Origin of the sequence: Paucihalobacter ruber (genome assembly GCF_006494535.1) — a bacterium.
GTDB classification, from domain to species: domain Bacteria; phylum Bacteroidota; class Bacteroidia; order Flavobacteriales; family Flavobacteriaceae; genus Paucihalobacter; species Paucihalobacter ruber.
This window is the reverse complement of sequence record NZ_VHIQ01000008.1, coordinates 130,168-156,764: the sequence shown is the minus strand read 5'-3', so window position 1 is coordinate 156,764 and position 26,597 is coordinate 130,168. Positions and strand designations below refer to the sequence as shown.

Here is a 26,597-nt window from a genome sequence, read left to right as displayed (position 1 = left end):
AAATTGAGGGCTATTTCTGTCATATTATCAGTTTTAATTAGCACTTTATTTATTTCGTGTAAAGAAAAAAACTCCATTAAAAAGATTTTAAATACAGACGATTGGCTATTTGAAATAGCACATAACAATAAATATCAAGTTCAAATTAGGTATACTTCGGTTAATACATCAGATGGTAGTTTCACAACCCATAACTTTAAGGTATCTGAAGATCAATATTTTTATCCTGCCAGTGTAGTTAAGTTACCGGTGGCTATTTTGGCTTTAGAACGTCTGAATGAATTAAAGCAAATATATCCGTCCTTAAATTCAGAAACCGATTTAATTACGCATGCATCCCGTGAATTACAAACCGAAAGCAAAGTTGATTCAACTACCCATAGCCAGCGCCCAAATATTAAACGTTATATTGAAAAAAGTTTGGTAGTGAGCGAAAATGATCCTTACAACAGGCTTTATGAATTTCTAGGGGTTGATTATATCAATGATAAACTGCGCGAAAAAGGTATTTTTTCAAACGGTTCTGTAATTAATCATCGTTTGGCTGTAAGTGGTTTTAATTTAGATGAAAATCGATATACCAATTCGCTATCTTTTTTAGAGAACGATTCGATAATTTTTCAACAGTCTTCAAAAAAAAGTTCTGTTTTTAAACATAATATTAGTAATTCAAAAAAGGGTAAGGGTTATATTGATAGTAACGGACAATTAATATCTGACTCGTTTGATTTTTCTGAAAAAAATTATATTCATATTGCTGATATGGAAGCTATTTTAATGCGGTTATTTTATCCTGAAAAGTTTAAAAAATCTGAGCGATTTATATTGAGTGAAGATGATTATACTTTTTTAAAAAGCACACTTTCTGCTTATCCCAAGGATTATGAATTCTATTTAGACCAGAATTTATATCCCGATAATTATGTGAAATTTTTCATGATAGGTGATGACGATAAGGCGTTACCAAGTCATATTAAAGTCTTCAACAAAGTTGGATATGGCTATGGATATGCCACTGATTGTGCTTACATTAAAGATACAAAACATGGGGTTGTATTTTTTCTTACTGCTATGATTCATGTTAACGAAAATGGGATATTTAACGACGATACTTATGAATACGAAAGTATTGGTATTCCGTTTTTGGCTAAGTTAGGACGCCTAATTTACGAATATGAATTGTCTAAAAAACAGTGATAGTTTTAATAATTTGTTTAATATTAATTTAGATTATTTCAATTAACTTTGCAACGAGTAAATCGCCTTATCGCTGAATGCCCAACTCGATTGGGCATCTTGTAATTAAAACTGTAAAGTTTTGTTACGAGATCCCCGCTTTCGCGAGGATTTGGAGGAAAGTCCGAACACCATAGTGCGGCATAGTGGCTAACGGCCACCAACCGTGAGGTTAGGAATAGTGCAACAGAAAGAATGTACAGGTAATGCTGTAGTGAAATCAGGTAAACTCTATGCGGTGCAATGCCATGTAGGTCAACTTTTAAGGGTGGCACGCCCAATGTTGATGGGTAGGCAGCTTAGATAAATGATAAGGGTTACGCCCAGGCGTGATACAGAATTCGGCTTATAGATTCACTCAACTTAAACAGGTCCGCCTAAGTGCGGACTTTGTTTATTTATAATTGCTTATTATTCTCGAAGAAACTAAAGGTACTGCCACCGTAATTTTTTAAAAAACTAAAATTGGGTAGTATCGATAAATTGGTATGCTTTGAGTGTTCAATTACTAACATCCCGTTGTCATCAAGTAAATTATTGTCAAATACAAGCTTAATAATTTCAGCAAATTGAATATCAGAAAAATCATATGGCGGATCGGCAAAAATCAAGGTATAAGATTGCTTATGCTGTTTTAAAAACTTAAACACATCTGCTTTTATAACATCTATAGGCATTTCAAAATCTGCTGCGGTTGCATTGATAAATTTCACACACCCGTAATCGGCATCTACTGCGGTAACACTTTCACAGCCGCGCGATGCAAATTCATAACTAATATTTCCTGTGCCGGCAAACAAATCTAGTACGGTTATTTCGTCAAAGTAGTAATGGTTATTTAAAATGTTAAACAGCGACTCTTTGGCTATATCGGTCGTTGGCCTAACAGGCAATTGCTTTGGTGCTGTAATTCTTCGTCCTTTAAATTCTCCTGAAATAATTCGCATTAAAAGCTGTTTAAAATGGTAAAATGCCGATGAGCTTGGGTGGATTCAATATTGGAATCAAACCTAAATTTGTAATTCGGATTTAAAAAATGTAAATGTCTTATGTAGGTAAATGCCATTTTGTAACATTCACTTTCATCAGAAATTTCACCTGTAAAGTAAACCGGAATGTCCTCCGGATTCAATCCTAACTGTTCAAAAGTAAATAACACGTAATAAATAAAATCTTCCGGACTTGAAAATTCAAAATAGTTATAGAATTCCAAGCCCTGATTTTTTAAAACCAACATTTCAAAATGTGCAAAATTCATGTTGATATATACCTTCGGATTGGCATCATTTTCTTGGTTTAACAAGGTTTCAATTAATACAGCAGCAGTGTGTTTAAAGGTAAATTCGCCAAAAGTTTCAAAAATGTAGTTGTTGATATTCATGAGTGGAACATAAATAATTACGCTTTTATTACTCCTAATTTCATCGAATTCAATAACATCCAACTTTAATATTTTGCTATTAAATTTTAGATAATCGGCGGCATTCGCCGGATTAAATAATTCTAATGGTACCAATGTGGCTAAATCGTTTTGGTAGAGTAAGGTAACTTGATCAAAACTATCAGAAAAGGCTGTATTTGAAGCTAAATGTTTTTGAATGTTTTGTAGAAGAACTGACGGATTTTCCTTTTTCTCAAAATGAAAAAGACTTAAATGTTCAATACTATTTTCACTTCGGTTAAAAACACAAAAAGAAAGTCCATTCAAATTTACCTGAATGGACAATTCTTTTTTATAGTTGGTAGTCAAATTACTGTTCTTTTGAGTAGTTTTTAGGCCAGTTACCATTGGTATTAACTTCATCCATAGAACCTACTTTTAGTGTTGGACCATTAACCCCATCAACTGAAACTACTTGTTCTTCTTTTTTAATGAGATATGGATCTTGATCATGTAAGATTTTTTTCTTTTCAATTGACGCCTCAAAAACTGGAATACCTTCAAGCAAGCCTGACTGTAAATTAAATTTGGTTCCTTCAGGTGCGAAAGGCACATTCATCATGGTTTTATAACGGTCACTCGTTTTAAATAAAGAATCCTTAACCGAGACAGATCCAAGCGTATCAACTACAACATAGGTTCTGGTGGTTTCAACACCTCCATATCGCTTAGTAAGTTCTGCATCTACAACCGTGGTATCTCTTCGTTGGGTAATGGTATATTGAGCAGTGTCAATAAATTTTACAAGATTGTCAAAATTATCGGTGAACTTTCCGGTTACTACTTTATGCGCTACCTGTGCGTTTCTCACGTCAATTAACTTTTCAATAACCTTAACGTAACGTCTTTCTTTAAGTTTGTTAAACTCTATTTCTCCATAAACAGACATAAAAGTTTTGTACCCCAGGAAGGCAATTAATACCCATAGGGCAATAATTAAAAATGGTTTTGCTTTTTTAGGTAAAAATTTGTCAATAACCCATACTATGCCAATGGTTAATAACACTACGGCAACTACGGCAATAATAATATTTAACATGTTTATTTTTTTAGATTATCATTAGGATAGTGACAAATCTACAATTTTTTTTCGTTCGTGAAAACCATTGAAATAAAAAACCTAGAAAAAATAAAGTAGCTCAAATTATATTCATCTTAATTAACTATTTAATAGTATCTTGCTTTTCATTCAATTTTTATGATTACAGAACCTACACAATATTATTTAGAACTAAAAAAAACATTTCCTTTTGAAACCACTGGAAAACAAGACGCCGCTTTACGGATGTTTTCAAACTTTATTTTCACTAAAACCAACAATAAAATATTAGTTCTCAAAGGATACGCAGGTACAGGAAAAACAAGTATTATAGCCACATTTGTTTCAAATTTATGGAAAGCAAAAAAAAGCGCCGTGTTATTAGCGCCAACCGGTAGGGCCGCCAAAGTAATTTCTAATTACGCAGGTATGGAAGCATTTACCATTCACAAACGTATTTATTTTCCTAAAAAAGAAAAAAGTGGAGGCGTAAAATTTGTGATGCAGCCCAATAAGCATCGCAATACCATTTTTATCGTAGATGAGGCTTCTATGATTCCCGATACGCCGGCCGAGTCCAAGTTTTTTGAAAATGGATCACTATTAGATGACCTTATACAGTATGTATACTCAGGTTTTCAATGTAAATTGGTTTTTATAGGCGATACAGCTCAGTTGCCACCGGTTAATTCTGATTTGAGTCCGGCATTAGACCAAGATAAATTGAGTCTTAATTATAATAAAGAAGTTGAAACGGTTGAATTAGACGAAGTAGTTAGGCAACAACTGAATTCCGGAATTTTAGAAAATGCCACAATTTTAAGAGAAGCGCTGGCATTTGAAGATTTTGATTTTAAATTCAACCTAAGCGGATTTAAAGACATGGTGCGATTAATTGATGGTTACGAAATTATGGATGCCATCAACGATGCCTATAGCAATAATGGTTATGAAGAAACCGCTATGATTGTTCGCAGTAATAAACGTGCCAACTTGTACAATAAACAAATTAGAAGCCGAATTTTACTTAATGAAGATGAATTGAGCTCGGGCGATTACTTGATGGTAGTTAAAAACAATTACTTTTGGGTGAGTCCTTCATCAGAAGCCGGTTTCATAGCCAACGGCGATATTATTGAAGTACTTGAAATTTTCAATTTTAAAGAATTGTACGGATTTAAATTTGCCGAAGTGAAAGTACGAATGGTTGATTACCCAAGGATGAAGCCGTTTGAAACCGTATTACTTTTAGATACAATAGACGCCGAAACTCCATCGCTTTCTTACGAAGACGGCAACAAACTTTACAATGAGGTTGCTTTAGATTACGCTAATGAAAGCTCTAATTATAAGAGGTTTATGGGTGTTAAAAACAACAAATACTTTAATGCTTTGCAAGTTAAATTTTCGTATGCAATTACCTGTCATAAATCTCAAGGTGGTCAATGGCATACGGTTTTTGTAGAACAGCCTTATTTGGCCAATGGTGTCGATAAAGATTACATTCGCTGGTTGTATACCGCTTGCACCAGAGCAAAAGAACAGTTATATTTAATTGGTTTTAAAGATGATTTTTTTCAAGTTTAGCTTATGGTAACTTTCGAAACATTTATAAGTATTTGCCTTGGTATTGGTCTGGCAGCATCGGTTGGTTTTAGAGTATTTGTGCCATTATTTGCCTTAAGTCTGGCATCTTATGTTGGCGTTTGGGACCTTAATGATTCCTGGCAATGGGTTGGAAGCACAACGGCACTTGTGTTGTTTGGTGTTGCGACCATAGTAGAAATAGTTTCGTATTATATACCTTTAATTGATAATGCATTAGATTCTATTGCCATTCCATTGGCAACTATCGCAGGAACACTTATTATGGTATCGACTGTTACAGATTTAAATCCGGTTTTTACTTGGACTTTAGCCATTATAGCAGGCGGTGGAACTGCATCACTTATTAAAAGTTCATCGGGAGCTACCAGATTAACATCAACAGTATCAACCGCAGGTTTTGGAAATAATTTGGTCTCAAGTGTCGAAAACATAATAGCTACCTCGCTTTCGGTTATTGCCATACTTTTTCCTGTAGTGGCTTTTGTTCTTGTCATTTTTATTCTTTATGCCATTTTTAAACTCTATAAAAAGATTACAAAGAAGCGCTAAATGTTCTACTATTATTTTATTTTTGAAAACAATATTTAGCCATAAACCTTAAAGTCAGCAAATGAAAGTCATTTCAATGATTCCGGCGCGTTACGGTGCTTCCAGATTTCCCGCTAAACTTATGCAGGATTTAGATGGTAAAACAGTGATTTTAAGAACTTATCAGGCTACAATCAACACGGGCTTATTTGACGACGTATTTGTAGTAACCGATAGTGATATTATTTACAAGGAGATAGTTTCAAATGGTGGCAAAGCCATTATGAGTAAAAAAGAACACCAATCGGGCAGCGACCGCATAGCCGAGGCAGTTGAACATTTAGACGTTGATATTGTAGTTAATGTTCAAGGAGACGAACCCTTTACCGAAAAGGAAAGCCTTCAAAAGGTTCTAGAAGTTTTTAATACAGATGTCAAAAAGGAAATTGATTTAGCTTCGCTTATGGTTGAAATACACGATTGGGAAGAAATAAGCAATCCTAATACAGTTAAGGTTATTGTAGATCAAAATAATTTTGCACTTTATTTTTCACGAAGTCCTATTCCATATCCACGTGATAAAGAAGCCGGTGTGCGTTATTTTAAACACAAAGGCATATACGCTTTTAGAAAGCAAGCCTTATTAGATTTTTATAATTTACCAATGCAATTTTTAGAAGCCACCGAAAAAATTGAATGTATCAGATACCTGGAATATGGCAAGCGCATAAAAATGGTTGAAACTACTGTTGAAGGTGTTGAAATAGATACACCACAAGATTTAGAACGCGCTAAACAACTAATTAAAAATTTAAAATAATTGGCAGCCAATTTAAAACATATTAAAGTAATAGGTTTTGATGCCGATGATACCTTATGGGTTAACGAAACTTATTTTAGAGAGGCAGAATCGAGGTTTGCGCATATGTTGTCGCAATTTGAAACGCCTAATAAAATTGATCAGGAATTATTTCAACTTGAAATAAAAAATCTGCCACTCTACGGTTATGGTATCAAAGGATTTGTTTTGAGTATGGTTGAAATGGCCTTGCAGTTATCAAACTATACCGTTAGCAATAAGGTAATAGAAGACATTATTAATATTGGAAAAGAAATGCTCGACAAACCTGTTGAATTGCTCGACGGTGTTAAAGAAGTTCTAGAAGCATTAGAGCATAAATATAAGTTGATTTTAGTGACCAAAGGCGACTTGCTTGATCAGGAACGAAAGCTTGAAAAATCTAATTTATCGCATTATTTTCATCATATCGAAGTGCTAAGCGATAAACAAACCGAAAACTACTCGGCCTTATTAAACCATTTGGATATTAAGCCTTCAGAGTTTTTAATGATAGGAAATTCGCTGAAGTCAGATATATTGCCAATAGTAGAACTAAAAGGAAATGCCATTCATATTCCGTTTCATACCACTTGGTTGCATGAACAGGTAACCGAACAGGAAACTAACGGCAAGGCATTTTTTACTTTAAATTCTTTAAAGGAAGTAATTCCGTTATTAAATTAATTTAAAACAGCCATTGTAAGTGCTAAATAAAAATATATAGATGAGTTTTAAAAATTATCCAATGGTTTCCAGAGTTGTTTACGGACGTGGCAGCTTCAATCAATTACCCGAAATCGTTGAAAGCAAACGCGTCAATACCAAAGCACCATTTATCTATCTTGTTGACGAAGTTTTTAAAGGAAATTCTTGGCTTACATCAAGAATCCCCTTGTCTTACAACGATGAAATTATCTATATCTCTGCAAACGAAGAACCCAAAACCTCTCAGGTTGATGAATTGGTTGAACAAATCATATTAAGTCATCAAGATAAACCATCAGGAATTATAGGTATTGGCGGCGGCACATTGTTAGACTTGTCGAAGGCCGTATCAATCATGCTCACCAATGAAGGCGAAGCCAAAGATTACCAAGGTTGGGACTTGGTAAAAAATCCCGCCGTTTACCACGTGGGTATTCCAACCATATCAGGTACCGGTGCTGAAGTGTCGAGAACTACGGTTTTAACCGGTCCTGAAAAGAAATTGGGCATCAATTCAGATTACACACCTTTTGATCAGGTTATTTTAGATCCTGATTTAACAAAAGATGTTCCTAAACAACAATGGTTTTATACTGGTATGGATTGCTATATTCATTGTATAGAATCGCTTCAAGGCACTTATTTAAATGCTTTTAGTAAAAGTTATGGTGAAAAAGCACTGGAGCTTTGTAAAAATGTGTTTTTGGATACTAGTTTTTCTGAAGAAGAAAAGCAAGAACAACTCATGATGGCATCATGGCATGGCGGTATGAGTATTGCTTACTCTCAGGTAGGTGTAGCACACGCAATGAGTTACGGACTTTCATTTTTACTCGGCGTTAAACACGGCGTTGGAAATTGTATTGTTTTTGATCATTTGGAAGAATTTTATCCTGAAGGTGTGGCGCTTTTTAAAGAAATGAAACAACTTAATAACATTCAGTTGCCAAAAAATATTTGCGCCAATCTCACCGATGAAGAATATGATATTATGATTAAGGTTGCTTTAAGTTTAAAGCCGCTCTGGGAAAACGCATTGGGTAAAAAATGGGATCAAATCATGACACCTAAAAAACTAAAGTCATTATACCAATTAATGTAATATGAGATGGTTGGCTAGATTTATCTATTTTAAAATTTTAGGTTGGAAAATAGTTGGCAATACAAACTTTTCGAAAGATACTATTAAAAAGGCAGTTATCATCGCTGCACCGCACACCAGTTGGCACGACTTTTATATAGGTTTATTGCTAAGAAAAATATTGGGTGTTAAAACCAATTTTATTGGTAAAGCCGAGTTGTTTAAATGGCCATTTGGTTATTATTTCAGGTCTATTGGTGGCGTACCGGTTAACCGAAAAGAACGCCAAGATTTGGTAAGTTCTATAGTGGATATTTTTAATGAAAGGGACGAATTTAGGCTTACTTTGGCGCCTGAAGGTACAAGAAAAAAAGTAGACAAATGGCGTACCGGATTTTATCATATAGCTAAGCAGGCCAATGTGCCAATAATTATGTTTACGCTCGATTTTGAGTACAAGCAAAACAACATATCAGCGCCTTTTTATCCAACCGATAATCAAGAAGCCGATTTTAAATTTATAAGGAATTTTTACAAAGATGTTAAGGGAAAAATACCTGAATATTCTTAGACTTTGGCATCATATTTGACATTTATTAGGAGATAGTGAAACATAAAGTAAACTTAAGCCCTAAGTCCCTAAAAAGAAACACTAAAATAAAAGAGGTTACCATTAGGCAACCTCTTTTTTATTTTTATTCGGATAATTGATTACTTAATTTCCTTTAGGGCGTTATCAATTAATGTTCTTAAATGCTGTTTATGAGCTCTTGAAGACACATTTCCTGTGGTATTAAGCATTGACTTAATATTGTTTAAATTGTATAAACACATTGATTTCGCTGCGTTAGAGTAACGTGATGCCTGATTTCCTGTAAGGGCTCCAATTAGCATTGTTGTATATTCAACCTGTAAGTTTTGACGGAAAGAATTCACATTACCTGAAATGTCAGCTTTAAAAATAGCTGTATTCAAGTCTGTCATAAAGTCGCTTAAACTATACTGATTGCCATATAGCTCAGAATCTGATATTCTTTGAACCGTATTTGGATGTAACAAATGATTTAATACATTTTTTTGATAGTTTAAAACCTGATCGTGAATTTTTGGGTCTTCTGTTCCGGACGAGAAATTAAATCCACGTCTTTGCATTGCCAGGTAGTTATACAAATCGCTCGGAGTTTTGTAGGCATCTGGAGAAAACGCGTAATTGCTTAATGCTGCCATAGCGCGTTTCTGGTCCACCAAACTAACAGGTGTATACGGTTGAGTGGCGCCTTCCTGACCAACCATGGCCCGGTCAACATAAACACCGCCGATATATCTTGAGATAACGTTAGTAGCATTGGCGTATTGCCCGGTTAATAAATAGTAAACACGTCTTAATTCCTGATAGGATTCTCCGTCATTTGAGAATTTATCTTTAACTGTCGGTAAATAATCGTTGACTGTTTTAATACGTTCTATGGCATAGCCTATAGCGTCACTAGAAAGGTCACCAACCATAACCCTAGGATCTATGGCTTTACCGGGAGAACGCATGTCATCAGCATCATTTCCAAAAATTAATTCTGGTTTGGTTGATTGACTTAGCAAGGATTCTTTTTCGGTCTCGCTTTTAAATGGTGTATAACCAAATTGAATAGCCCAAACATCATACGGTCCAACCGATGTATCATAATATTGACCTTGTTTACTTCGGTCTCTGGTAATATTAATATCTGCATAATCCATTACCGATCCGGTCAAGGCTTTACCTTCAATAAAATTAGGATCAGACAATTGCTCTATGCTATAAACCTGACTCGCTTTCATGTTGTGATTTAAGCCCAAGGTATGGCCAACTTCGTGCATTAATAAGGCTATCATGGCTTCTTTTTTCATGCGCTCCATTTCGAGGTCGTTGTTGCTTGCAACAGCCAATAAAGCTTGGCCAAACATGGTATTCTCATGCATAATATGTCCTGCCGAGCAGAAGGCATGTTCGCTGTTACTTTCAAAATCGTTTTCATAGCTTGCGCTTGTACTTAAATCAAAGAGTTTATCATATAAAACTCTGTTGGTAAAATGCACAAATTCTAACATAATATCAGCACCTAAAATCTGTCCGGTTCTTGGGTTTACAAAAGAAGGTCCGTAACCTCCAAAAGGTGCTTGCGGTGATGAGGTCCAGCGCAATACATTATATCTAATGTCGCCAGCATCCCAGTCGGCATCATCGGGTTGCATGTTAACGACTACCGCATTTCTAAATCCGGCTTTTTCAAAGGCTTTATTCCACTCTAAAACAGCATTTTTTATGGTTTCTCTCCACTCTAAAGGCGTGGTGTTTTCCATCCACCAAACAATAGGTTCAACCGGTTCTGAAATAGCGGCATCAGGATCTTTTTTTACCAACTTCCAACGATGTACCAAATCCCGATAAGGTACTGAATTGGTGGCTGTTTGATCAGTTACCTGTGTGGTAAAATAACCCACTCTCGGATCGTCTAACAAAGGCTGATAATCGTCTTCAGGCATTGAAATCAAGCTGTGATATACTTTAATACTTACATTTCTGCCATCGGTAACAGCATTAGAACCACCGTTTAGAACAGACGGACTTGAATAAACATATTCAATAGCAACATCTGTATTTTCAGGATAGTTTCGTATGGCATTAACCTTTGTTTTGTTTTTATCAAGGTTACCCAAACTAAATGATACCGGAGAAGCCCCGGGGAATCTTGGTGGTTTGATTTGCGCGAAAGTTTCCTGAGTAAATAAATCATCGGCTTTTAATAGATACAAACCTTTGTCTTTGTCATGCGCTTCAATTTTTAAGCTCGCAATAATACCGCCACTGGTATTGGCTTCTTTTGCTCTAGAAATAGGATTTTCAGGATCAAAATAAAACGAGGTGTTTTGCAATATGAATTCAATTTTATCGAAATATTTTTCGACCTTAAAAATTCTGGAGCCGCGATAAGAACCTCTAAACGCGCCCGCATCTAAAACGCCGTCGGCAATTTGGTGAAAGTGAATAAATTCTTTACCTAAATGATCCTCAGAGATTAAAATTTGGAGGCTGCCGCTAACGGTGTCTTGATAAATAGTAAAAAGGCCTTCAATTTTATCGTGTTTTTTAACCAGTTCAGAAATGCTTTTCCCTTCAGGTTTTTTAGGCGCAGCTACTTCAGTGGCAGCATCTTTTTTCTTTTTACTCTTTTTTTGCGAAAAAGCGTCTTGCGGTAAGAGTAAAATTGCAACAAAAGTTAACAATATTAACCGACTAAAAATTGTGTGTGTGTTCATTTGTTATAATATGGTGTTTAACAGGTGATTTTTTGAAGGTGGTAAATTACAATTTCTTAAAAAGCCAACTCAATAATTAAATGTTAAATGTTGAAGTGCGAAATTGCTACAAATCAGCTTCAAATTTTTGAAGAAGTTTATTGGTTTGCACTTGAAATTTTGATTTAAAAAAAGGTAACCACCCAAGTGCAAAGCCTTTAATACCTAATGCTTGACTGGCCCAAGCATGGAGTGAAAAACTGTCGGTGTGTTTGATGATTTTACCGTCCTGAAATAAAAAATTAGCTTTAATTTTATTGTGAACTTTTCTCCCTGTTTTACTAAAGGTATAAAAGGCTTCCCAATTGGCCGTACCAATATTGTTTTCAAATTGAATACTGCTAAAGTTTATTTTAAAGTCTTTTCCTTGCTGCGATTTGCACAACATACGCCACATATTTTTAGCGTTCTCGCCGTGAAGTTTACCAAATGCAGGGTCTTCAAACGTAACCTCGTCATGATAACAGGTAACCATAGCTTCGGCATCTAGATTCTTAAAGGCCGTATAAAATTGATTAATAATTTTTGTTTCAGACATGGCAATAAACAACGTTTAAATTTAAGAAAATAAAAGATATAAAATAAAAAAAGAGGGCAGAAGCCCTCTAAATATTTAGATTTAATAAGCTGGTTTTATTCACCTTCGTCCATGGTATGGTATACATTTTGCACATCATCGTCCTCTTCAATTTTCTCCAATAGTTTTTCAACATCGACCATTTCATCGGGTGTTAATTTTTTGGTGACCTGTGGAATGCGCTCAAAGCCAGATGATAAAATTTCAATACTACGTCTCTCTAATTCGGTTTGTATAGCGCCATAGCTTTCAAACGGTGCGTAAATAAGAATGCCATCATCATCGGCAAATACTTCTTCAGCACCAAAATCAATCATTTCTAATTCTAATTCTTCCGGATCGATGCCTTCTGCATTGATTCTGAAATTGCAAGTGTGATCGAACATGAAAACCACAGAACCTGAGGTGCCCAAACTACCATCGCACTTATTGAAATAGCTTCTTATATTAGCTACTGTTCTGGTATTGTTATCGGTGGCAGTTTCAACTAAAATGGCGATACCGTGTGGTGCATAACCTTCAAAAAGTACTTCTTTATAATCGCCTTGATTTTTATCGGAAGCACGTTTGATGGCGCGTTCTACATTTTCTTTAGGCATGTTAACCGACTTGGCATTTTGAATTACTGCGCGTAATCTGGCATTTCCGTCGGGATCAGGACCACCTTCCTTAACCGCCATTACAATGTCTTTACCAATGCGAGTAAAGGCTTTACTCATAGCAGCCCATCGCTTCATTTTACGTGCTTTTCTAAATTCAAATGCTCTTCCCATAGTGCTTTATTTTTCGGCGTTCAAAAGTAAAAAAATACTTTAAATTTTTAATCTTCAACTTCAACAATCTGCTCAATGGCTTTTAATAATTTAAAGTCTTTTTCGGTAACGCCTCCGGCATCATGTGTTGACAGAGAAATGAATAATTTATTGTAGACATTTTTCCATTCGGGGTGGTGATTTTGAGCTTCACATTCAAAAGCAATACGGCTCATGGCGCTAAAGCAATCTTTAAAGTTTTCAAATTCAAATTCGGCGTGAATGGCGTCGTCGCAATATTCCCAATCAGGATAAGCATTTAATTTTTCTTCTATTTGATCTTGAGATAATTTTTTCATAATTTCTGTTTTTTAATTTGTTAAAGTTACACAAAAAGACTTACTTACTTAATTCTTCAATCACTTTATCGCTGGTGATTTGAAGGTGCTTGGGTAACAAATTGTATTTTGGTAATACTGCCAGGTATCTTTCTTCATTGGTGGTGTACACTCTTTTGAATGTTGGCTGACTCAAAAAAAGTTTGGCGGATAGTTCTTTTATAAAATCGTCGTGGTGTACCAAATCAGCACTTCCTAAATGGTAAATACCGCATTTATCTCTATTAATGATGTAATGAATTTGCTGAGTTACCTTGGTGTCTAAGGTAACATTCATAACTAGATTGGGGAATACCTCAATGGCTTCATTATTTTTAATCAAATCTAGCATTTCTTTAATTCTGGGGCATTGTACACCAAAGACCATTGGTAGCCTGATAATAGCTACTTTTTTCTTTGGAAGCCGCAACAACATATTTTCTATTTTAATTTTGAAATGACCGTAAATACTGTTACTTAAGGTTTTGTCTAACTCATAACTTGGAAATTTACTGTAGGCATCAAAAACATTGGCCGATGAGATAAAAATCAATTTACAATTATTATTTAAAACATATTGTGCAATGTGCTCATGAATAATGGTTTGAAGATGAAAATCGCCCCTTAAAGCCGAAATAATAATACTGGGCTTGCAGGCTTCAATGATTTCAATAACATCGTCTTCTTCCATTTTATATTGAAAGAAATGACGGTTGCTTTCAAATGCTTTGTTTGGTGTTTGATAAGTTGCAAAAGTTCTAAAAAACGGCGCCAATTCCCTGTAAATAGCGTTTCCTAAAAAACCGCTACCACCTAAAATTAATATTTGATGTTTTTTGTCGTCCTGCTTCATAAATCCATCGGCCTGCTATACTTTATTTATAAAACGGAAGTTTGATGACCGTGGCCGGAATGGCATTTTTTCTTATTTGAATGGCTATTTTACTTCCAACGGCACTGTGATTAATCGTTACATAACCTAACCCGATACCCTTTTTAAGCGAAGGCGACATGGTGCCGGAAGTCACTTTACCAATAACATTGCCATCGAGATCTAAAATTTCATAGTCATGTCTTGGAACACCTTTGTCGTCTAATTCAAAAGCAACGAGCTTTTTGGTAACTCCTGCTTCTTTTTGCTTTTGTAAAATAGTCGAAGCATTAAAATCTTTGGTGAATTTAACAACCCAAGCCAAACCTGCCTCTAATGGCGTAGTAGTATCGTCGATGTCATTGCCGTATAAGCAATAACCCATTTCTAATCTTAAGGTATCTCTCGCTGCCAAACCAATAGGTTTGATTCCGTACGAAGCACCAGCTTCAAAAACGCGATCCCATATTTGCTGAACTTCAGAGTTTTTACAGTAAATTTCAAATCCGCCACTGCCGGTGTAACCTGTTGCCGAAATAATAACGTGCTCGATACCTGCAAAATCGCCCACTATAAAATTGTAAAATTTAATGGCTGATAAATCGTGACTGCTCAGGCTTTGCATGGCTTCAACAGCTTTTGGACCCTGTATGGCTAATAAAGAGTAGTCATCCGAAAGATTACGCATGGTAGCGCCCATGGTGTTTTTTGAGCTAATCCAGTTCCAGTCTTTTTCAATATTACTGGCATTAACAACCAATAAATAGGTATCTTCTTTAACGCGGTATATAATGAGATCGTCAACAATACCGGCTTCATCATTCGGTAGACAGCTGTATTGGGCTTTCCCAATAGTTAATACCGATGCATCATTACTGGATACTTTTTGGATCAGTTCTAAAGCATTTGGACCTTCAATTAAAAATTCTCCCATATGACTTACATCAAACACACCAACACCGTTTCTTACCGTTTCGTGCTCGGCGTTAACACCTTCGTATTGCACGGGCATATTGAATCCTGCAAATGGTACCATTTTAGCGCCTAAGCCCATATGTGTTTGTGTAAGTGCTGTATTTTTCATGCTGAATCTTAGATATTAATTAAAAGTTTGGCTGAATAAATTCCTTTGTTGTAAAATTCAGGCAAAAGTATCGAAAATTATCTGGTTTAATGAGAATCTAGGTCCAATAAAATATTGTTAATTTTCAAAATATAAACGGTCATATTGCATTAAATTGTTACTTTTCGAATTCAAAACTATAGTGTTATGAATTTTAAAATATACCTGCTTTTTGTAATATTTATCAGTGGTTTGTTGTCGGCACAAAACCTGAAACCAACCGATTATTTATCGGCTGAATTTCACAAAAGCCGTCGCGATGCTTTGCGCGCAAAAATGCCTGAAAATAGCGTTGCCGTATTTTTTGCAAATCCCGTAAGAAACCGCGCGAACGATGTTGAATATATCTACCATCAGGATCCTGATTTTTATTACTTAAGCGGATATAGGGAACCGCACGCTGTATTATTAATTTTTTCTGAAAGCCAAACTGATAAAGATGGTAATACATTCAATGAAATGCTTTATGTGCAGGAGAAAAACCCAAGAATGGAGCAGTGGACAGGTGAACGATTGGGTGTTGATGGGGCAAAAGAACAACTAAAATTTGAGACGGTTTTTAATGGAAAAGATTTTTTAGACAATGGCATCGATTTTATGAAATTTGATCAAGTGTTGTTTAAAGATTTTTTTGACGATTATCGAAATACCAGAGATCGTGCAGATTTATACGATTTAATAGCAACATTTAAAAATCAGGTTGGTTATAATATCGATAGTCAAACACAAACCGAAAATTCCAATATCGAGTTAAAACAACAAGGCACCATTAATCAAAGAGCCAATATTAATACCAAAAGTATTTTAACTTACATGGCGTCTTTACGAGAAATAAAAACTGAAGAGGAATTGGCGCTGCTTAAAAAAGCCATTCGTATATCAGCTCAAGGACAACGCGAAGTCATGAAAGCCATGAAACCAGATATGAGTGAGACCGAAATTCAGGGTATTCATGAATTTGTGTATAAAAAATACGGAAGTGAATACGAAGGATATCCAAGTATTGTTGGTGGAGGAAATAACGGCTGTGTACTGCATTATATAGAAAATTCTAAAACAAGTGTTGAAGGCGACTTAGTACTGATGGATTTAGGTGCAGAATATCGTGGGTACACCGCCGATGTTACCAGAACCATTCCTTCTACCGGAAAGTTTAATACCGAGCAAAAACTAATTTACGATTTGGTTTATAAAGCCCAGGAAGCCGGAATTGCCACCTGTGTTATAGGAAACAGTTTTAACGAACCCGACCGAGCCGCCAGACAAGTTATTACCGAAGGACTTATAAAGTTAGGCATCGTTAAAAGTGCGCGAGAAGCAAGAATTTACTTTCCTCACGGAACTTCTCATCACATTGGTTTGGATGTTCACGATCCCGGATTGTACCAGAATTTTGAAGAAAACATGGTGCTAACCGTTGAACCCGGAATTTACATTCCTATTGGCAGTGATTGTGATGAAAAATGGTGGGGCATTGCAGTTAGAATTGAAGATGATATTTTGATAACAAAAAACGGCCCTGTAAACTTGTCTGCGGAAGCACCAAGAAAATCTGAAGATATTGAAGCGCTTATGAAAGAAAAGAGTGTTTTAGATGGGTTTTTGTTGCCTGATTTAGATTAACCAAACTCCTACGAAAGCAGGAGTCCCAACCGTTCAAATTTCAATCTTAAATCAGAATATTAATCACCTAAAGTACTTGTGCTATTTTGTGATTGGTTAAACTATTTCCTTTCAGTTGGTTTAATAATCATTCTAAAAGACTGGTCTTTATTGATGTAATATCCTAACCAGTTATAAAGTGTGCGGAGTTTATTCCTGAAATTAACCAGTCCCATAATGTGTACAAAAATCCAAATAAGCCAAGCAATAAACCCTTTTAAAAAATACTTGTGTTTAGGAAAGTCAACAACAGCCTTATTTCTTCCTATAATTGCCATTGATCCTAAATCTTTATATTTAAATGGTTTCCACTGTTCTGGGTTAGAAGATAGATTTTCGGCCAATCTTCTTGCTTGTTGCAATGCGGCTTGGGCCAATTGGGGATGACCATCTGGAAAGTTTTCATCTCCCGAAACTAAGGCACAATCACCCAAGGCATAGATGTTATTATAGCCTTCAACTAAGTTATAAGAATTAGTTTTTAATCGGTTACCTCTGCCATAACTTTCTGGTGAGAATCCCTTAAATTTTTTAGCTGAAATTCCTGCGGCCCAAATTAAGTTTCTGGTTGCTATTTCTATACCATTAGATAAATAAACGGTATCATTTTTAAAATCTTTAACCAAGGTATTCAATATAATATTCACCCCTAGTTTTTTAAGTTTATTGTGCGTGTAGGTTTGCGAATTTTTGGACATGGAAGCCAACACGGCATCTTGGCCATCAATTAAATAGATTTCACCCAAATCGTTCTCAGATAATTCAGGATAATCTTTGGTAAGGATGTTGGATCGCATTTCAGCAAAAATACCCGAAAGCTCAACTCCTGTTGGTCCGGCACCGGCTATAACAAAGGTTAATAGCCTTTTGCGTTTTTGTACATCTTCGGTACGTGTGGCGCGGTCCAAACGAGTGAAAATCACGTTTCTTAAAGATAAAGCATCACTTATAGTTTTCATTGGTAAACTTTTATCTTCAATATTTTTATTGCCAAAAAAGTTGGTTTCTACCCCGGTAGCCATAACAAGTATGTCGTAGTGCAGTTCTCCATTATTTAATATGATTTTATTTTCATGTGGCATAACCTCTGTTAATAATCCCAGACGGAAGAAGGCATTTTTATTGTTCCGTAATATTTTTCTGAAGGGATAACTAATGGCAGAAGGTTCCATAAAACCTGCAGAAACCTGATATAACAGAGGTGGAAAAAAATTGTAGTTATTGGTATCAACCAGTATTATGTTGTATTGGTCTGTACCTTTAAATTGTTTAATTAATTCAATACCGGCAAATCCACCACCGACAACCACAATAACCTTTTTATCTTTCATAATCTAGATATGTAATTAACAAAGTTACATGATGGCTACTGATTAAAATCGCATTTTGTTTTATGATTTATGATTTTTGCGAAACTCCTAAATAATAGACTTTATTTTTTTGAATTTTTAAGCAATACAATTGTTTTGTTCTTGATTTCCCTTCGAATCTTTATAACAAGAAAACTGAATCTATTTTTCCTTTTCTTAATTGCCATATCGAGTTAGATAGACTATTCAATGTTTCACAGATGGTTTTATCATCCATGTCTCAAGAGAGATTTTTTGTGAATATTCGATAGTTTAAAAAAGAGCTAGAATCAAGCAAATACTTAATAATCATATTATGAATTCTTTACTTAACCTAAGTATTTCATCGTTGTTTTTTGTTTAAATTTTCTTTATATCTAAATTTTTTGGTATTTCATCAAAAATTTAGATAAGCCTCGAGATTTTCAATATTCATTTGCGTCACCCAACTCTGCCAACAATAATGTTGTAGAGAAACTTTAAAAACCTAATTATGAAAAAAACTATTCAAGTTTTACGTTATTCCTTTTATGGTGCTTTAATGTCTGGCACATTTTTTTCTTGTCAAACTGAAGATTTATTAAATTATGAAAGCGTCGATAATTTATTGTTCCAAGAGCCATTATTTGCTAGAGGTACAGATCTTGGCACGCAACTTTTAGATTATGTTGAATGCGAATCAGTTTGTATTGAACCTGATTCAAATACCTATTACAAAATGTCAGATGTAGCTACGTCCACTAGTGGTGGTGGTGCTAACATTAACACTAAAGAAGTAAGTTACGAGGCTTATAATTCTGAGGACAGTTTTGTTGTTTCTGTTAATTATGATATAATTTCCGGAAAATCTAATGCCCATGCCGAGATTACAATTTCAATAAACGGAAATACGGTTGTTTTCGAAAATGTAGAAAAATCTAACACTGTAAGTCATTCAATTGCTTTACCGGTAGATTGGATTGCCTGTGACGAAATCTCTTTTCAAATTACTCAAAAGGGTTTGGGTAATCCAATAATTTTTGAGGAAATTTATCAATTAGTCGGCGTTTGTGATAATTGTGAAGAGAGTTTTAGCTATGCAGAAAACGAAGATAGTAGCTATACTTTCACATATATAAGTGAAGAAAGCCTAAGGAATGCTGAAGTGAAGTTTACAAGTCCGCATATTGTAGATTTTGAAGCTTTAGACGGAAAAATATACAGCGTAAATCCTGGAAACTTAAAAGGTTCTCCTACAGTTTTAACTTGGACAGGTGATATTGAAGCGTGTACAGAAATAACTTTTACTATAAGTTTTGTCCCTGATTGCGATCAGAATAATGCGGGATTTGCAAATGTTTTTACTGACTTTAAAGTAAATGACATATCTAAAAAAGGTGAAAACTCAAATATCAGAATTTCTTGTGATTTAGAATGATAATAAATCTTTAATAACCAGAAAGAAGCGCTGTTTTTTTTAATGGCGCTTTTTTTATGATTAGTTTTTAAAAGGCGTTAAGACACTATCTATTTAACAGGAAATATTTTAAGTCATGATAAGTCGCCATTTTTAAAGATTTCTTCTTTTTCTTCATCACTTTATCAAGTTGCGCCGGCAGTTCAATATTTTCTCGAATGGTTTCTTCAACTATGTCTAAAAATTTTGCAGGATGTGCTGTTTCCAGTACTACACAGTGAGCATTGGGATTCGTTTTTAAATAGTCTTCAGCAGCTAAAAAACCAACAGCACCATGAGGATCGGCAATGTAATTGTAATCGAAATACAAACGCTTTAAGGCTTTCTTGGTCGCTTCATCGCTGTAACTGTAGGAAGTTAAATGAGTGCTTAATTCATTAAACGATTTGCCAAATAATTCTTCGATTCGTATAAAATTACTCGGATTACCAACATCCATGGCATTACTAATGGTAGCAATAGCCGGTTGAGGCTCGTATTTTTGAGTTTTAAGATAGTTTGTTACCACATTGTTGCTATTATTTGCTGCAATAAAATGATGAATGGGAAGACCCAATCGCTGCGCCATCATACCGGCACAAATATTTCCAAAGTTTCCGCTTGGTACAGAAAACACAATATTTTTATGCTGTTTACTTAAGTCTTGATAAGCAAAAAAGTAATAAAACATTTGTGGTAACCATCTGGCAACGTTGATTGAATTGGCAGAAGTGAGCTGCATTACTGAAGTTAATTCTTTATCTAAGAAGGCTTGTTTCACCATATCCTGACAATCATCAAAAACGCCATCAACTTCTAAAGCACTAATGTTTTTACCAAGGGTGGTAAGCTGTTTTTCTTGAATATCGCTTACTTTTCCGCTGGGATATAAAATTACCACATCAACACCTTTTACACCTAAAAACCCATGGGCCACGGCGCCTCCGGTATCGCCTGAGGTTGCTACTAATACAGTAATATTTTCATTATTATCTTTGTTGAAATAGCCCAGGCATCTCGACATAAACCTGGCACCAACATCTTTAAATGCCAGCGTTGGACCATGGAAAAGTTCTAAACTTGAAATATTTTGGGTTATGGGAACTATTGGGAAATCGAAGTTAAGTGTTTCTTCAATAATTAATTTAAGTTCTTTTTCAGGTATATCTGGAGACACAAATTGTTTAATGGCTTCAAAAGCAATTTCGTGTCGGCTTAAATCTTGTATATTATTAAAGAACGATTTTGATAAAGGTGTAATGCTTTCAGGAAAGTATAAACCCTTATCAGGTGCCAATCCTTTAACAACGGCTTCTTTAAAAGTTGTATTTGGGGCTTTCATATTTAAGGAATAGTAGTTCATGTCTGATAATAATAAATTCAGTTAATTTTAAATAATTTCTCTGTGAAACTCTGCGCTTCTCTGTGGCACTCTGTGTGATAAGATTAAAGTAAACATTTAAATGACTTTTATTCCGTCCTCATTAATCTTAGATACATAAGTTTCAAATGTAATTCCGGTTGTTTTATAAATGTCACGCATGGTTTTTTCGATATTGGTTGCACTTTCTAATCCTTCACATAAAGAGAAAATAGATGGTCCAGATCCTGATATACCCGTACCAAGCGCCCCATTTTTAACAGTTTGTTGTTTAATTTCATCAAAAAACGGAATTAACTTACTGCGATGTGGCTCGACAATTATATCGTTTAATGACCTGCTTAACAACCCATAGTCATTTGTATGTAAAGCATGCACCAAACTACCAACATTAGCCCATTGCACCGTGGCATCTTTCAAATTTACCTTTTGAGGTAATAAGGCTCGTGCTTCGCTAGTTTTTATTTCAATTTGCGGATGTATAATAACAGCATATAAGTTGTGCGGTGTTGGTAATTCTAAAATTTCCAATGGTTCAACACTTTTTACCAAGGTAAAACCACCAAAAATTCCCGGTGCCAAATTGTCGGCGTGATAGCTCTTGCTGGCCATGGCTTCGCCCATCATGGCGAAATAGGTGAGTTGAGTTTTATTGTATGGTCTCCCAAGTAATTCATTAATAGCAACAACACTACCTGCCGCACTGGCTGAACTACTGCCAATACCACTACCGGGTTTAATTTTTTTGTAAATTTCAATTTCAAATCCAACATCAGGTTTTGCATCGTCAATTAAAGCCTGTGCCGAAACGCCGGCAACGTTTAAATGGGCTTCAATAGGCAAGTCGTATCCTTCAATTTTGCTTATTTTAACACCTTTATTTTTACTAATTCTTACCACCATTTCGTCGCCTATGCCATCAAGGCAAAACCCCAAAACATCAAATCCGCAGGAAACATTGGCCACAGTTGCCGGAGAAAATATTCTTATTTCGTTCATGCTTTATCGGTTTCCTACTTTAATAATATCTGCGAACAGTCCGGAGGCTGTTACTTCGGCACCTGCACCTGCGCCTTTTACAATTAGGGGTTGATCGGGGTAGCGTTGGGTATAAAACATCACAATATTGTCTTTACCTTTTAGATTATAAAACGGGTGACCCTCTGGAATTTCACGCAATCCAACGCTGGCGATGCCATTATTGAATTCGGCTACATATTTCAACTGGCAGTTCTTGTTCACGGCATTTTTGTAAAGCTCTTGGAAGTGGGCTTCATCCTTAATCAATGTTTGATAAAAACCTTCTACGCTATCGCTCTTCAAATTAGCCTCAGTTAAAAAGGACGTGTTTTTAATATCTTCTAAATTAAGTTGATGACCACTTTCTCTTGCAAGAATGAGAATTTTTCTGGCTACATCAACACCGCTTAAATCAATTCTGGGATCAGGCTCTGTATAACCTTCATTTTGGGCTTGCTTAACTACATCATGAAAAGAGGTTTCACCGTTAAAATTATTAAAAACAAAATTTAAACTACCCGATAGTACCGCTTGAATCGATACAATGTCGTCGCCCGAATTGATTAAATTATTCAAGGTATTTATAATAGGTAAACCTGCACCAACATTGGTTTCAAATAAAAATGGGGCGCCGTATTTTCTAGAAAGATTTTTAAGATTTTGATAGTTGTTATAATCGCTTGAACAAGCAATTTTATTACAAGCAATAACGGCAATACTTTCTTTTAAATAATGTTGATACATATGGGCAACTTCGTGCGATGCCGTGATATCTATAAAAATACTGTTTCTTAAATTTAGTGCAATGATTTTATCTAAAAACCCTTGTAATGTGGCAGTTTCACCTTCATTTAAATGAGATTTCCAGTTTGCTAAATCAATACCTTCTTCATTAAAATACATTTGTCGTGAATTAGACATACCAACCACTCTTAAATTTAAACGCAAATGCTGTTTTAAGTGTTTTCGCTGTTGTTCAATTTGCGCAATAAGTCTTTCGCCAACATTACCAACACCTGTTATAAATACATTGAGCTGTTTTGTTTTTACTTCAAAAAAGATTTCGTGTAAGGCATTCAATGCTTTTTTTACATCCTTTTCAAGAATGACGGCCGAAATATTTTTTTCGGAAGCACCTTGCGCAATGGCTCTGATATTGACATTGTTTTTTCCCAATGCACTAAACATTCTACCGCTAATACCTTGGTGGTTTTTCATATTGTCGCCAACTAATGCTATGATAGATAATCCAGTTTCAACGATGACGGGGTCAATTTTTCTTAATGAAATTTCGTATTCAAAGGCTTCATTAATAGCTATTTCGGCGGTTTGTACATCAATATCTGAAATTCCAAAGCAAATAGAGTGTTCTGAAGAGGCCTGTGTTATAAAAATTACATTAATTTTCTCTTGAGCTAAGGTTTCAAAAAGTCGTTTTGAAAATCCCGGTATGCCAATCATTCCATTGCCTTGCAAGGTAAGCAAAGCAATTTTATCGATATTGCTAATGCCACTTACGCTGTTTTTATAGGTGTTGACGTGATTGGTAATTAAAGTTCCATCGGCTTCAGGTTCTGTGGTATTTTTAATTAAAATTGGAATTTCAGCATCCAAGACCGGCTGAACAGTTGGAGGATATAACACTTTTGCACCAAAATGCGATAATTCCATGGCTTCCTGGTAGGAGAGTTTTTCTATGGGTCTGGCCTGTTTTACCAATTTCGGATTGGCCGTAAACATACCGCTAACATCTGTCCATATTTCAAGCTGCTTAACATTGAGAGCAGCAGCCATGATGGCAGCGGTATAATCTGATCCACCACGTCCTAAGGTGGTGATGTCGCCGCTTTCAGATTTAGAAATAAAACCCGGTAACACAACAATTTTATGCTGATCCTTGAAGTATTCCTGAATATTTTTATTGGTGATTTTAAAATTCACTTCAGCTTTGGTGAAATTGCTATTGGTTACAATTAAATCTTGACTGTTTTTTCTGATAGCATCGAAATTGCGGGAAATTAACGCTTCGGCAATGATGTAAGACGATAGTAATTCGCCAAAACTAACAAGTTTATCTGATGTTTTAAGTGATAATTCGTTGATGAGATAGATGCCATCCAATAAATTCTTCAAGTGTTGAAGTTTGGTTTCAACATTGTTTTTAACATCGTGGTTATTGATAGAGATTAATTCATCTACCAAATTAAGATGTATTGTTTTTATCTTTTCAAACAGGCTAAGGTAGGTATCGTCTTGATTTTGAGCCATGCTACCGCATTCAAGAAGTTTGTCGGTAATACCACCAACCGCCGATACAACGCAAATGACCTCATCTTCTTCGCTGTAAGTTTTTAAAATAGCAATGACTTTATTAATATTTATGGCACTTCCAACCGATGTGCCTCCAAATTTTATAACACGCATAAATTTTATAATTTGTGTAGAATATTACTGCAGAAGCATTACTTGGCAGCTACGATGTAAAAGTCTAATATGTTTTAACTGAATTGAAATTTGATTGAAATTAATACGTTAGGCCTTCAAATGTATTATTTTTACGTTGATAAAAAAACAAAGCAAAACTTTTTAGAATCATTTACATATATATGATGTTTTAGGTTAAAAAATGTGAATTTTATGCGGTAATTATTGAGAATCTTTAAATATTTTTTAGATGAAAATACTCTCGAAAGAACAAATTTATAAGGCAGACCAAATCACACTCAAGCGGCAGCAGATCACTTCAACCGAATTAATGGAGCGAGCAGCCACCGAAGTTTTTAATTGGATGCACAGTAGATTGAACGGCGCCCCGGTTTTAATTCGGGTGTTTTGTGGTATTGGCAACAATGGTGGTGATGGTTTGGTGTTGTCCAGACATTTGGTAAATCATGGATATAACGTTATTACTTATGTGGTTAATTGCAGTAATGAGCGCTCAAACGATTTTTTAATTAACTACGAAAGATTACGTCAGGCTTCAAAGAAGTGGCCGGAGCTGCTTAAATGCGAATCTGACTTTCCTGAAATCAGTCCCGACGATATCATAGTAGATGCCATTTTTGGGATTGGATTAAAAAGACCCGCCGATGATTGGATTCAGCGACTTTTCCAACATTTTAGAAAATCAAAAGCATTTACCTTATCTATTGATATGCCTTCAGGGCTTTACACTGATAAAATTCCCGAGAGTGAAGACGCCGTAGTTTGGTCGCATTACACCTTGAGTTTTCAGGTTCCAAAACTTGTATTTTTTCTGCCCGATACTGCCAAGTTTGTGGACCGGTGGGAAGTTATTGATATTGGTTTGGATCAAGATTTTTTGAATGATGCAATATCAATTGCCGATTATATAGGAAAGCCTGAGGTATTGCCATTTTATAAAATACACGATAAATTTTCTCATAAAGGTACTTTTGGTCATGTACTTATTATTGGCGGAAGTTATGGTAAAATAGGAGCGGTTCAATTAGCATCGCGGGCTGCATTGGTTTCTGGTGCAGGCTTGGTAACTACTTTCATTCCAAAATGCGGATATACCGCGTTGCAAACAGCGCTTCCTGAAATAATGGTAATGACAGATGTTAATGATGACTTTATTTCTAATATTAAAGTGGATCAACCGTTTAATGCTATTGGAATAGGCGTAGGATTGGGAACGCATCCTGATACAGTAATGGCGATAGAAAGTTTTTTAAAATCTCAAAAAACTCCTTTAGTAATAGATGCCGATGCTATCAATATGTTATCGAGTCATAAAAAGTTAATTCAATACATTCCTGAATTAACGATATTAACGCCACATCCAAAAGAATTAGAACGCCTTATTGGGAAATGGAAAGACGATTTTGATAAAATAAAAAAAGTAAAACGCCTTTCTAAAAAGTACAACTTAATTGTGGTGATAAAAGGATTTAATACAATGATTATTCTTCATGATCAAGTTTATATAAATTCAACAGGTAACCCTGGTCTCGCAACGGCAGGAAGTGGCGATGTTTTAACGGGAATCATAACCGGATTATTGGCCCAAGGGTACGAGCCTTTACAATCGGCTATTTTTGGGGTGTATTTACACGGAAAATCGGCCGATTTATTAGCGCACAATATGGCCTACCAATGTATCACTGCTTCAGATGTGATTGACGGAATTTCAAATGCCTACACAGATTTGTTTGTTCAGCCTGAAATTTCAAATGAATCTTCATACAGCAACGGCTCTGAAAATTAAAAATCTT

The 26,597-nt window shown here is 35.3% G+C and carries 23 protein-coding genes and 1 other RNA gene; 11 read left to right on the top strand and 13 right to left on the bottom strand.

All coding sequences use genetic code 11. The features are described from left to right. Positions 1-3: 3 nt before the first annotated feature. A complete protein-coding gene (locus tag FJ651_RS15285; RefSeq protein ID WP_140991642.1) occupies positions 4-1,197 on the top strand; it encodes a serine hydrolase in 1,194 nt (397 codons plus the stop codon). Between the two features lie 115 nt (positions 1,198-1,312). Continuing rightward, positions 1,313-1,601, top strand: an RNA gene (gene rnpB / locus FJ651_RS15280) — RNase P RNA component class A. A 33-nt stretch (positions 1,602-1,634) separates the two neighbouring features. Here the strand turns inward: rnpB and rsmD are convergent. The 3 genes from rsmD to FJ651_RS15265 are packed head-to-tail and all read right to left on the bottom strand — an operon-like array spanning position 1,635 to position 3,716. Then, positions 1,635-2,183: a 16S rRNA (guanine(966)-N(2))-methyltransferase RsmD gene (gene rsmD, locus FJ651_RS15275; protein ID WP_140991640.1), complete on the bottom strand. Its 549-nt coding sequence runs from the start codon at positions 2,181-2,183 to the stop codon at positions 1,635-1,637. Next, a complete protein-coding gene (locus tag FJ651_RS15270) occupies positions 2,183-3,040 on the bottom strand; it encodes a DUF3822 family protein (protein WP_140991638.1) in 858 nt (285 codons plus the stop codon). Before FJ651_RS15270 ends, rsmD begins: the two co-directional genes overlap by 1 nt. After that, positions 2,988-3,716 (bottom strand): hypothetical protein, encoded by a 729-nt coding sequence (locus FJ651_RS15265; protein ID WP_140991636.1) that lies wholly within the window; start codon positions 3,714-3,716, stop codon positions 2,988-2,990. Before FJ651_RS15265 ends, FJ651_RS15270 begins: the two co-directional genes overlap by 53 nt. A 159-nt stretch (positions 3,717-3,875) precedes the next feature. On the opposite strand from FJ651_RS15265, the gene FJ651_RS15260 reads away from it, so the two are divergent. The 6 genes from FJ651_RS15260 to FJ651_RS15235 all read left to right on the top strand — a co-directional run bounded on the left by FJ651_RS15260 (position 3,876) and on the right by FJ651_RS15235 (position 9,050). Continuing rightward, complete coding sequence (locus FJ651_RS15260; RefSeq protein ID WP_140991634.1) at positions 3,876-5,303, top strand: ATP-dependent DNA helicase; 1,428 nt, start codon at positions 3,876-3,878, stop codon at positions 5,301-5,303. A 3-nt stretch (positions 5,304-5,306) separates the two neighbouring features. Then, the gene (locus FJ651_RS15255; RefSeq protein WP_140991632.1) at positions 5,307-5,873 is read left to right on the top strand and encodes a DUF4126 domain-containing protein; all 567 of its coding nucleotides are present in this window, start codon (positions 5,307-5,309) and stop codon (positions 5,871-5,873) included. Between the two features lie 61 nt (positions 5,874-5,934). After that, positions 5,935-6,672 (top strand): 3-deoxy-manno-octulosonate cytidylyltransferase, encoded by a 738-nt coding sequence (kdsB, locus tag FJ651_RS15250; RefSeq protein ID WP_140991630.1) that lies wholly within the window; start codon positions 5,935-5,937, stop codon positions 6,670-6,672. Next, the gene (locus tag FJ651_RS15245; RefSeq protein ID WP_140991628.1) at positions 6,673-7,377 is read left to right on the top strand and encodes an HAD family hydrolase; all 705 of its coding nucleotides are present in this window, start codon (positions 6,673-6,675) and stop codon (positions 7,375-7,377) included. A gap of 40 nt (positions 7,378-7,417) precedes the next feature. Beyond that, positions 7,418-8,500 (top strand): iron-containing alcohol dehydrogenase family protein, encoded by a 1,083-nt coding sequence (locus tag FJ651_RS15240; protein WP_246085383.1) that lies wholly within the window; start codon positions 7,418-7,420, stop codon positions 8,498-8,500. 1 nt (position 8,501) lies between these two features. After that, positions 8,502-9,050, top strand: coding sequence for a 1-acyl-sn-glycerol-3-phosphate acyltransferase (locus tag FJ651_RS15235; RefSeq protein WP_140991626.1), 549 nt, complete (start codon positions 8,502-8,504; stop codon positions 9,048-9,050). A gap of 140 nt (positions 9,051-9,190) precedes the next feature. Here FJ651_RS15235 and FJ651_RS15230 read toward each other — a convergent pair whose 3' ends face one another. The 6 genes from FJ651_RS15230 to gcvT form a co-directional block, all read right to left on the bottom strand. Continuing rightward, positions 9,191-11,773, bottom strand: a complete 2,583-nt coding sequence (locus FJ651_RS15230) for a zinc-dependent metalloprotease (protein ID WP_140991624.1) — start codon at positions 11,771-11,773, stop codon at positions 9,191-9,193. A 106-nt stretch (positions 11,774-11,879) separates the two neighbouring features. Further along, complete coding sequence (locus FJ651_RS15225; RefSeq protein WP_140991622.1) at positions 11,880-12,350, bottom strand: nuclear transport factor 2 family protein; 471 nt, start codon at positions 12,348-12,350, stop codon at positions 11,880-11,882. A gap of 95 nt (positions 12,351-12,445) precedes the next feature. Next, on the bottom strand, positions 12,446-13,162 hold the full coding sequence (locus FJ651_RS15220; RefSeq protein ID WP_140991620.1) for a YebC/PmpR family DNA-binding transcriptional regulator: 717 nt from the start codon (positions 13,160-13,162) through the stop codon (positions 12,446-12,448). Between the two features lie 47 nt (positions 13,163-13,209). Then, positions 13,210-13,500 carry a 4a-hydroxytetrahydrobiopterin dehydratase gene (locus FJ651_RS15215; protein ID WP_140991618.1) on the bottom strand — a complete coding sequence of 97 codons (291 nt, stop codon included), beginning with the start codon at positions 13,498-13,500 and terminating at the stop codon, positions 13,210-13,212. Between the two features lie 40 nt (positions 13,501-13,540). Next, on the bottom strand, positions 13,541-14,371 hold the full coding sequence (locus tag FJ651_RS15210; protein ID WP_140991616.1) for a sugar nucleotide-binding protein: 831 nt from the start codon (positions 14,369-14,371) through the stop codon (positions 13,541-13,543). 22 nt (positions 14,372-14,393) lie between these two features. Beyond that, on the bottom strand, positions 14,394-15,473 hold the full coding sequence (gene gcvT / locus FJ651_RS15205) for a glycine cleavage system aminomethyltransferase GcvT (protein ID WP_140991614.1): 1,080 nt from the start codon (positions 15,471-15,473) through the stop codon (positions 14,394-14,396). A gap of 186 nt (positions 15,474-15,659) precedes the next feature. Between gcvT and FJ651_RS15200 the strand changes: the two genes are divergently transcribed. Beyond that, positions 15,660-17,135 carry an aminopeptidase P N-terminal domain-containing protein gene (locus FJ651_RS15200; RefSeq protein ID WP_140991612.1) on the top strand — a complete coding sequence of 492 codons (1,476 nt, stop codon included), beginning with the start codon at positions 15,660-15,662 and terminating at the stop codon, positions 17,133-17,135. A 101-nt stretch (positions 17,136-17,236) separates the two neighbouring features. Here the strand turns inward: FJ651_RS15200 and FJ651_RS15195 are convergent, their stop codons facing one another. Further along, positions 17,237-18,505 carry an NAD(P)/FAD-dependent oxidoreductase gene (locus FJ651_RS15195; protein ID WP_140991610.1) on the bottom strand — a complete coding sequence of 423 codons (1,269 nt, stop codon included), beginning with the start codon at positions 18,503-18,505 and terminating at the stop codon, positions 17,237-17,239. A gap of 511 nt (positions 18,506-19,016) precedes the next feature. Between FJ651_RS15195 and FJ651_RS15190 the strand changes: the two genes are divergently transcribed. Beyond that, complete coding sequence (locus FJ651_RS15190) at positions 19,017-19,940, top strand: hypothetical protein (RefSeq protein ID WP_140991608.1); 924 nt, start codon at positions 19,017-19,019, stop codon at positions 19,938-19,940. An 85-nt stretch (positions 19,941-20,025) separates the two neighbouring features. On the opposite strand, the gene thrC is transcribed toward FJ651_RS15190, so the two are convergent. The 3 genes from thrC to thrA form a co-directional block, all read right to left on the bottom strand. Further along, the gene (thrC, locus tag FJ651_RS15185; RefSeq protein ID WP_140991606.1) at positions 20,026-21,321 is read right to left on the bottom strand and encodes a threonine synthase; all 1,296 of its coding nucleotides are present in this window, start codon (positions 21,319-21,321) and stop codon (positions 20,026-20,028) included. A gap of 96 nt (positions 21,322-21,417) precedes the next feature. Then, positions 21,418-22,338, bottom strand: coding sequence for a homoserine kinase (locus FJ651_RS15180; RefSeq protein WP_140991605.1), 921 nt, complete (start codon positions 22,336-22,338; stop codon positions 21,418-21,420). Positions 22,339-22,341: 3 nt separating this feature from the next. Next, positions 22,342-24,783 carry a bifunctional aspartate kinase/homoserine dehydrogenase I gene (gene thrA / locus FJ651_RS15175; protein ID WP_140991603.1) on the bottom strand — a complete coding sequence of 814 codons (2,442 nt, stop codon included), beginning with the start codon at positions 24,781-24,783 and terminating at the stop codon, positions 22,342-22,344. Positions 24,784-25,033: 250 nt separating this feature from the next. On the opposite strand from thrA, the gene FJ651_RS15170 reads away from it, so the two are divergent. Then, a complete protein-coding gene (locus FJ651_RS15170; protein WP_140991601.1) occupies positions 25,034-26,590 on the top strand; it encodes an NAD(P)H-hydrate dehydratase in 1,557 nt (518 codons plus the stop codon). Positions 26,591-26,597: the final 7 nt, after the last annotated feature.

Excerpts from the sequence above, each read along its gene's own strand:
- FJ651_RS15195 (WP_140991610.1), bottom strand. The coding sequence starts at position 18,505 with ATGAAAGATAAAAAGGTTATTGTGGTTGTCGGTGGTGGATTTGCCGGT.
- FJ651_RS15240 (WP_246085383.1), top strand. The coding sequence starts at position 7,418 with ATGAGTTTTAAAAATTATCCAATGGTTTCCAGAGTTGTTTACGGACGT.
- FJ651_RS15255 (WP_140991632.1), top strand. The coding sequence starts at position 5,307 with ATGGTAACTTTCGAAACATTTATAAGTATTTGCCTTGGTATTGGTCTG.
- rsmD (WP_140991640.1), bottom strand. The coding sequence starts at position 2,183 with ATGCGAATTATTTCAGGAGAATTTAAAGGACGAAGAATTACAGCACCA.
- thrA (WP_140991603.1), bottom strand. The coding sequence starts at position 24,783 with ATGCGTGTTATAAAATTTGGAGGCACATCGGTTGGAAGTGCCATAAAT.
- FJ651_RS15220 (WP_140991620.1), bottom strand. The coding sequence starts at position 13,162 with ATGGGAAGAGCATTTGAATTTAGAAAAGCACGTAAAATGAAGCGATGG.
- FJ651_RS15235 (WP_140991626.1), top strand. The coding sequence starts at position 8,502 with ATGAGATGGTTGGCTAGATTTATCTATTTTAAAATTTTAGGTTGGAAA.
- FJ651_RS15270 (WP_140991638.1), bottom strand. The coding sequence starts at position 3,040 with ATGAAGTTAATACCAATGGTAACTGGCCTAAAAACTACTCAAAAGAAC.
- FJ651_RS15260 (WP_140991634.1), top strand. The coding sequence starts at position 3,876 with ATGATTACAGAACCTACACAATATTATTTAGAACTAAAAAAAACATTT.
- FJ651_RS15190 (WP_140991608.1), top strand. The coding sequence starts at position 19,017 with ATGAAAAAAACTATTCAAGTTTTACGTTATTCCTTTTATGGTGCTTTA.
- FJ651_RS15200 (WP_140991612.1), top strand. The coding sequence starts at position 15,660 with ATGAATTTTAAAATATACCTGCTTTTTGTAATATTTATCAGTGGTTTG.
- FJ651_RS15170 (WP_140991601.1), top strand. The coding sequence starts at position 25,034 with ATGAAAATACTCTCGAAAGAACAAATTTATAAGGCAGACCAAATCACA.
- FJ651_RS15265 (WP_140991636.1), bottom strand. The coding sequence starts at position 3,716 with ATGTTAAATATTATTATTGCCGTAGTTGCCGTAGTGTTATTAACCATT.
- kdsB (WP_140991630.1), top strand. The coding sequence starts at position 5,935 with ATGAAAGTCATTTCAATGATTCCGGCGCGTTACGGTGCTTCCAGATTT.
- FJ651_RS15210 (WP_140991616.1), bottom strand. The coding sequence starts at position 14,371 with ATGAAGCAGGACGACAAAAAACATCAAATATTAATTTTAGGTGGTAGC.
- FJ651_RS15215 (WP_140991618.1), bottom strand. The coding sequence starts at position 13,500 with ATGAAAAAATTATCTCAAGATCAAATAGAAGAAAAATTAAATGCTTAT.
- FJ651_RS15180 (WP_140991605.1), bottom strand. The coding sequence starts at position 22,338 with ATGAACGAAATAAGAATATTTTCTCCGGCAACTGTGGCCAATGTTTCC.
- thrC (WP_140991606.1), bottom strand. The coding sequence starts at position 21,321 with ATGAACTACTATTCCTTAAATATGAAAGCCCCAAATACAACTTTTAAA.
- FJ651_RS15230 (WP_140991624.1), bottom strand. The coding sequence starts at position 11,773 with ATGAACACACACACAATTTTTAGTCGGTTAATATTGTTAACTTTTGTT.
- gcvT (WP_140991614.1), bottom strand. The coding sequence starts at position 15,473 with ATGAAAAATACAGCACTTACACAAACACATATGGGCTTAGGCGCTAAA.
- FJ651_RS15225 (WP_140991622.1), bottom strand. The coding sequence starts at position 12,350 with ATGTCTGAAACAAAAATTATTAATCAATTTTATACGGCCTTTAAGAAT.